The following is a 6,752-nucleotide window of genomic DNA, read 5'->3' as shown; positions in this document are numbered from 1 at the left end:
CCACCGCCGCCGGCACCGCGATGATCATCACGTCGGGCACGCGGTTGTCGCCGCTGATGGCGATCGAACGCGGCGAGCGCGCTACTTTCTTTCGGCCGAGCAGCAACCCGGTCAAGGGCTACAAGACCTGGATCGCCGGCCAGCTCGAACCGGCCGGCCGGCTTACGGTCGATGCCGGCGCCATCGGTGCGCTGCTGTCGGGCAAGTCGTTGCTGCCGGCCGGCGTCAAGCTGGTCAGCGGCAATTTCTCGCGCGGCGACACGGTGGCGATCCTGTCGCCCGAGGGCCGCGAGATCGCGCGCGGGCTGGTTGCCTACGATGCAGCCGATGCCGTAAGGATCGCGGGCCTGAAGACGACCGAGATCGAAACCGTGCTCGGCTACGAGGCGCGTTCGGCGATGATCCACCGCGACGACCTTGTGGTGAGCCATTCGGGTGACCAAGTACGGGCCGGCGACCAAGTACTGGCCAGTGACCAGGTAACCAGCGGAGGATGAGCCATGCTGAAACTGCATGAAAAATCCGGGGATGACACCGTAGCAACGATGGCCGATATCGGCCGTCGTGCCCGCGCTGCCGCCCGACCGCTGGCCATTGCCACGACCGCCGCCAAGAACGCCGCACTCCTCGCCATGGCAGAGGCGATCGTCGCTCGGGAGCAGGACATTCTCGACGCCAACGCCATCGATGTCTCGAACGGCCAGGAATCCGGGCTTTCCGCCTCCTTCATGGATCGGCTGAAGCTCGATCCGGCGCGCATTCGCGCCATGGCCGACGGCATCAGGGAAATCGCCGCGCTGCGCGATCCGGTCGGCGATGTGATGGCGCAATGGGACAGGCCGAACGACCTGCATATCGAGCGTGTGCGCACGCCGCTCGGCGTCGTCGGCGTCATCTATGAGAGCCGTCCGAACGTCACCGCGGATGCCGGCGCGCTGTGCCTCAAGGCAGGCAATCCGGTGATCCTGCGTGGCGGCTCGGATTCGCTCAATTCGTCGGCCGCCATCCATGCCTGCCTGGTCGAAGGGCTGAAGGAAGCCGGCCTGCCGGAAGACGCCATCCAGCTGGTGCCGACCACCGATCGCGCCGCCGTTGGCGAGATGTTGAAGGGCCTCGGCGGCACGCTGGATGTCATCATCCCGCGCGGCGGCAAAAGCCTCGTCGGGCGCGTGCAGGCTGAGGCACGGGTGCCGGTTTTCGCGCATCTCGAAGGCATCTGCCATCTCTACATCGACCGCTCGGCCGATCTCGACATGGCGGTGCGGATAGCCGTCAACGCCAAGATGCGGCGCACCGGCGTCTGCGGTGCCGCCGAGACGCTGCTGGTCGACCAGGCGGTCGCCTCCACCCATCTGGTGCCGATCCTCGACGCACTGCGCGCGGCGGGTTGCGAAATCCATGCCGATGCCGACGTGCTGAAAGTGTTTTTCGATGCCAAGCCGGCGATCGATGCCGACTGGGTGACCGAATATCTCGACGCGATCATCGCGGTGAAGCTGGTCGACGGCGTTGCCGGTGCCATCGAGCATATCGAGACGTTTTCCTCGCATCACACCGAGGCGATCGTCGCCGAGGACGCGCAAGCCGTCGAAAGATTCTTCAACGAGATCGATTCGGCGATCCTGCTGCACAACGCATCGACGCAGTTCGCCGATGGCGGTGAGTTCGGCATGGGCGCCGAGATCGGCATAGCCACCGGCAAGATGCATGCGCGCGGACCGGTCGGCGTCGAGCAACTGACCTCGTTCAAATACCGCGTGCGCGGGTCGGGACAGGTGAGGCCTTGAATCTTTTCGTCGTCAGAGCCTGAGGCAATGCTGGCATCTTCCGAACCGGCGGTACCCTCCCGTTACCTGAAGATGCCGCATGCCGAGAAAGGCCTCGCCGTCGGCTTGTTCGGCGGCTCGTTCAATCCACCGCATGCCGGCCATGCGCTGGTCGCCGAGATCGCGCTCAGACGCCTGGCGCTCGACCAGCTGTGGTGGATGGTGACGCCGGGCAATCCGCTGAAGAACACCAGGGAGTTGGCGCCGCTGGGCGAACGACTGCAGCTGTCGGAGCAGATCGCCAAGAACCCGAAGATCAAGGTCACCGCTTTCGAAGCCGCCCATCACGTCCGCTACACCGCCGACACCCTGGCGCTGGTTAAGGCGCGCAATCCCGGGGTCGAGTTCGTCTGGATCATGGGTGCGGATAGTTTGCGCGATTTCCATCGCTGGCAGCGCTGGCGCGAGATCGTCATGACCTTCCCGATCGCCGTCATCGACCGCCCGGGCGCGACGCTGTCGTTCCTGTCCTCGGTCGTCGCCAAGACCTTCGACTATGCCCGCGTCGACGAGGGCGATGCGCCAAGGCTCGCCCGCATGAAGGCGCCGGCCTGGACCTTCATCCACGGCCCGCGCTCGTCGCTGTCGTCGAGCGCGATCCGCAAGCTGGCGAAGGGGTGAGGCCGACCGCCCGGTTATGTCGCTTTTATCGCTCCCTTTGCCCGTTTCATGGGCAATCCTGAGCAGGCATGTCGATTCCCAGGAAAACCCGCAGTGAAGCCGAGCAGGGCGCCGAGCCCACACCGCTGATCGCGATTGCCAGCGTCATCGTGTCGATGGCGCTGATTGCCGTCGGCAACGGGCTGATGTTTGCCTATATCCCGGTTAGGCTCGGGGCCGAGGGTTTCGATCCGACCTGGGCCGGGCTGATCATCACCGGACTTTCGGCCGGTGGGCTGGCGGGCTGTATCCTGACCGGACCGCTGGTGCGAAGGGTCGGCCATGCCCGTGCCTTCATGGTGCTATCGGCGCTGATCGCACTGGCCAACGCCGCTGTCGGCGCCGGGGTCCATCCGCTGCTGTGGATTGCCGCCCGCGCGCTCTACGGCTTTGCCATCTGCGGCCTGTTCATCGTCGCGCAGAGCTGGCTCAACGATGCCGTTGCCAACGCCATCCGCGGCCGGGTGATGGCTTTCTTCTACGTTGCCTATGTCGCCGGGCTCGGCGTCGGCTACGCGACGCTGGCGCTGGTGGATATCAGGACAGCGGATGCGCCGCTGATCGGCATCGCCTTCACGGCGCTATCGATCCTTCCCGTCGGGATGACCCGACTTGCCCAGCCGCCGGCACCGCAGGCGGCCTCGGTGGCGCTGCGCCGTGCCTGGCGGGTTTCACCGGTCGGCGTCGCCGGCATGCTTGCGGTCGGCGGCCTGTCAATGTCGATTGCGGGCTTCGCGCCGATCCACGCCACGGCCAAGGGCTACAGCCAGGCCGATGTGGCGCTGCTGCTTTCGGCGATGCCTCTCGGCACTCTGATCCTGCAGATCCCGCTTGGCTGGATTTCCGACCGAACCGACCGCCGCTATGTGCTGATCGCCGCATCCGCGCTTGCCATGGTCGCCGGCCTGTTTGCGCTCGGGTACGATGGCGGCGCGTTGGCCGCGTTGGTTGTGATCTATATCGTGTGGGACGGCGCCTCGGAATCGATCTATTCGCTGGCCAGCGCACATGCCGCCGACCGCGCCGGCAAGGACGACATGGTGGCGCTGTCCAGTTCGCTTTTGTTTGCCTGGTCGCTGTCGGGTTTCGTCGTGCCCGGCATCGTGACGGCGCTGTCGGCCGTCTTCGGAACGCAGGCTTTCATCTATGTGGCTGTTCTCATCGCCGCTGCCTTCTGCCTGTTCGTGCTTCTGCGCGTGTTCACGACGCGTGCGGTCCCGGTCGGTGAAACCGGCAGTTTCGCACCGATGACGGCGCAGGCGCCTTTGCCGGTCGAACTTGCCTTCGCACCGGACGATGAGGGCCGGCCTGAGCAAACCGACTATTGCCGGCGGGCTTCGGGTTGGGGCGCTTCCGGCGGCGGCAGCGGGATCGATATGCCTTCGCTATCGAATTCCTGTTTGGCGCGCTTGGTGAGATCAGTCTGGGTGGCGAAGAAGTCCGCCGACGATGTCCAATAGCGCAAGGCAATCGAAACAGTGCTGTCACCCAATGTCGAGACGAAAGCGATCGGCGCCGGCTCACGTTTCACTCGCCGTTCGGCCGCGGCAGTGGCAAGCAAGGTTTTCTGCGCCCTGTCGATGTCGTTCCAGGAGCCGATGGAGAGTGTGATGTCGCTGCGGCGTACGCCGTTGCGCGAGAAGTTGCGCACCGGCTGGTTCCACAACGTCGAGTTGGGCGCCAGGATGTAGACGCCGTCGGCAGTCCTGAGCTTGGTCGCGAACAGACCGATTTCCTCGATCGTGCCGGCGATCGAACCAACCTCGACGGATTCGCCGATGCGGAACGGCCGCAGCGCCAGAAGCATGATGCCGGCGGCGATGTTCTGCAGCGTGCCCTGCAACGCCAGACCGATGGCGAGGCCAATGGCACCGATCGCGGCAATGATCGAGGCCGTCTGCACGCCGAACTGGCCGAGCACCATGATGGTGACGAGGATCAGGATGGCGTAGCGGACGATCTTGGAGAAGAAATGCCGCAACGTCGCATCGAAACCATGGATATGGCCGAGACCGGCGAAGATCGAACGTTCGGCAAGACCGGCGACGATGTAGCCGACAATCAAGAGGATGACGGCACCGATGGCCGAGAAGGAGTACGAAACAATCAGCGTGCTCAGTTGGGCGAGGCCAGCCTGGACGCTGAGAAAGGCGTTTTGCGGGTCGATCGGCATGGGGGGAATCCGGTTGGTCGGTGAGCCGATAACCCATGCGGGCGGTGAGGGTTCCGATCTTTTCCGGCGTGCAGCGGAACCACAAGAGCGACAATACGTTCGTGCGAGGCAGGGTCCGTCTTGAAACTGTCAGGGAACTCTGCCTATCTAAGTGGTGTCACCTGCTTCAAGGGGTGATTTGGTTGTTCTTGCTGCGAAAGGAAATACACTGAGAACAGCACTGCGGAAGAAGGCCGATATCATGCCTTCGCCGGCCAGGATCAGCGTAGACGACGCCGTGTCCCGCGCCATCAAGACAGTCCTTGCCAGTCTGGAAGACTCCAAGGCCGAAAACATTGTCTCCATCGACATCCAGGGGAAATCGAGCCTCGGCGACTACATGGTCGTCGCTTCGGGCCGATCGCACCGTCATGTCGCGGCTGTCGCCGATCATCTTCTCAAAGCGATCAAGGATGCCGGTCTCGGCACCGCGCGCGTTGAGGGGCTGTCCGGCGCCGACTGGGTCCTGATCGATTCTGGTGACATCATCGTCCATGTCTTCCGCCCCGAAGTCCGCGAATTCTACAATCTCGAAAAGATGTGGCAGGCGCCGGACCTCGAGGAAGAAACGCTCCACTAAGTCGTTCGCGCGGCTTACAAGGCGAGGATGAAGATATCAGTTCATGCCGTGGGCCGGATGAAAGCCGGCCCCGAAAAGCTGCTTGCCGACCGCTATTTCGAGCGCTTCGCCAAGAGCGGCCCGGCCGTGGGGCTTGAATTTGGCGGCATTGCCGAGATTGCCGAGGGGCGCAGCCAGACCGCCAACGAGCGCCGGCGTGAGGAAGGCCAGAAACTGCAGACGCAGTTGCAGCCCGGCACCGCTTTGATCCTGCTGGACGAACGCGGCAAAAGCTTTTCCTCGGAAGATTTCGCCGGGCGCCTCGGCCTGTTGCGTGACGGTGGCCGCAAGGCGCTGGTCATCGCCATCGGCGGCGCCGACGGTCACGATCAGTCGCTGCGCGACCAGGCCGAACTGGTGATGTCGTTCGGATTGTTGACATGGCCGCATCAGCTGGTGCGCGTGATGCTGGGAGAGCAGCTTTATCGGGCGGCCACCATCCTTTCGGGACATCCCTATCATCGCTCGTGAACCGGTGAATTGGTGCAGTACACCCGGATTTCCGCCCCAATGCCGAGGCAAGATTGCATCGAGTGGGCGGTTTCGAACATGGTTGATTGTTCGTTAACGAAGCCACGCATAGAGTCGGGCTTCAATGTCTGAAGACAGAAAATCAAGAACGGGCTCATGGCGCGCGCGCTGCGGCATCGCGGTGGCGGTGCTTGTGCTGTCGCTGCATGCGGGGCGGGCGGAAAACACGCTCGACATGGCTCCCGATCCGGATCAGAGCCGGGCCGAATACGAACGGGTCTCGAAGGAGATCACGCTGTCGTCGGAACGATTGGCCAAACTCTCCGCCGATATCGCGACGATCAAGAAGGATCACGCCTCGATCACCGCCGCATTGATCCAGTCGGCGATGACCGAGCAGAAGCTCGGCCAGGACATCGAGGACATCGGCGCCCGGCTGGAAGGACTGAAGGGCCAGGAACAGAAGATCCGCGCCTCGCTGATGGCGCGGCGCGACGTTCTGGCCGAAGTGCTGGGCGCGTTGCAGCGCATGGGCCTCAACCCGCCGCCGGCGATCCTGGTCAAGCCCGAGGACGCGCTGTCGTCGGTGCGCAGCGCCATCCTGCTCGGCGCGGTGGTGCCGGAACTGCGCCAGCAGACCGATAGCCTGCTTGCCGATCTCAAGGAACAGACCAGGCTCACGGCGTCGATCGAGGCCGAACGGGCGCGGCTGACGGCGGCGGTCGGCGACCAGACGGCGGAAAAGAAGCGGCTCGGCATGCTGCTGGAGGCCAAGCAGAAGCTCGAAGCCGACACGCAGACGCAAATGGCCGCCGAAAAGCAGCGATCCGAAGCGCTGGCGGCCAAGGCCGGCAACCTGAAGGAGTTGATCGCATCGCTCGAAGCGCAGGCCGACAAGAGCCGCAAGGCCGCCGATGCGGCCAAGGCCGCGGAGCCGAAGACACCGGATGGCGACAACACATCG

General features: G+C 64.2%; 6 protein-coding genes and 2 pseudogenes. 7 read left to right on the top strand and 1 reads right to left on the bottom strand.

The annotated features are described in order from the left end of the window. The 4 genes and pseudogenes from EN750_RS12705 to EN750_RS12690 form a co-directional block, all read left to right on the top strand. On the top strand, positions 1 to 497 hold a 497-nt coding region (locus EN750_RS12705; RefSeq protein WP_348629590.1), incomplete at its 5' end, for a PUA domain-containing protein. 3 nt (positions 498 to 500) lie between these two features. Beyond that, complete coding sequence (locus tag EN750_RS12700; protein WP_127396618.1) at positions 501 to 1,787, top strand: glutamate-5-semialdehyde dehydrogenase; 1,287 nt, start codon at positions 501 to 503, stop codon at positions 1,785 to 1,787. Positions 1,788 to 1,814: 27 nt separating this feature from the next. Continuing rightward, the gene (locus tag EN750_RS12695) at positions 1,815 to 2,447 is read left to right on the top strand and encodes a nicotinate-nucleotide adenylyltransferase (RefSeq protein WP_245482689.1); all 633 of its coding nucleotides are present in this window, start codon (positions 1,815 to 1,817) and stop codon (positions 2,445 to 2,447) included. A gap of 68 nt (positions 2,448 to 2,515) precedes the next feature. After that, positions 2,516 to 3,790 (top strand): annotated as a pseudogene (locus EN750_RS12690) (MFS transporter); the annotation flags it as partial. Positions 3,791 to 3,807: 17 nt separating this feature from the next. Here the strand turns inward: EN750_RS12690 and EN750_RS41660 are convergent. Beyond that, the gene (locus EN750_RS41660; protein ID WP_127267095.1) at positions 3,808 to 4,659 is read right to left on the bottom strand and encodes a mechanosensitive ion channel domain-containing protein; all 852 of its coding nucleotides are present in this window, start codon (positions 4,657 to 4,659) and stop codon (positions 3,808 to 3,810) included. Between the two features lie 241 nt (positions 4,660 to 4,900). Here EN750_RS41660 and rsfS point away from each other — a divergent pair, with 241 nt between their 5' ends. The 3 genes and pseudogenes from rsfS to EN750_RS12670 all read left to right on the top strand — a co-directional run. Further along, entirely contained in the window at positions 4,901 to 5,278 is a 378-nt protein-coding gene (rsfS, locus tag EN750_RS12680) for a ribosome silencing factor (protein ID WP_013529073.1), read from the top strand. A gap of 27 nt (positions 5,279 to 5,305) precedes the next feature. Further along, positions 5,306 to 5,788 carry a 23S rRNA (pseudouridine(1915)-N(3))-methyltransferase RlmH gene (rlmH, locus tag EN750_RS12675; protein WP_127267094.1) on the top strand — a complete coding sequence of 161 codons (483 nt, stop codon included), beginning with the start codon at positions 5,306 to 5,308 and terminating at the stop codon, positions 5,786 to 5,788. A gap of 124 nt (positions 5,789 to 5,912) precedes the next feature. Further along, positions 5,913 to 6,752: pseudogene (locus EN750_RS12670) on the top strand (hypothetical protein); the annotation flags it as partial.

The organism is Mesorhizobium sp. M7A.F.Ca.ET.027.03.2.1 (assembly GCF_003999175.1).
Lineage (GTDB): Bacteria > Pseudomonadota > Alphaproteobacteria > Rhizobiales > Rhizobiaceae > Mesorhizobium.
This window is presented reverse-complemented; position numbering and strand designations above follow the sequence as displayed.

Coding starts and splice junctions, on each gene's coding strand:
- EN750_RS12695 (WP_245482689.1), top strand. CDS start 1,815: ATGCTGGCATCTTCCGAACCGGCGGTACCCTCCCGTTACCTGAAGATG.
- EN750_RS41660 (WP_127267095.1), bottom strand. CDS start 4,659: ATGCCGATCGACCCGCAAAACGCCTTTCTCAGCGTCCAGGCTGGCCTC.
- rlmH (WP_127267094.1), top strand. CDS start 5,306: ATGAAGATATCAGTTCATGCCGTGGGCCGGATGAAAGCCGGCCCCGAA.
- EN750_RS12700 (WP_127396618.1), top strand. CDS start 501: ATGCTGAAACTGCATGAAAAATCCGGGGATGACACCGTAGCAACGATG.
- rsfS (WP_013529073.1), top strand. CDS start 4,901: ATGCCTTCGCCGGCCAGGATCAGCGTAGACGACGCCGTGTCCCGCGCC.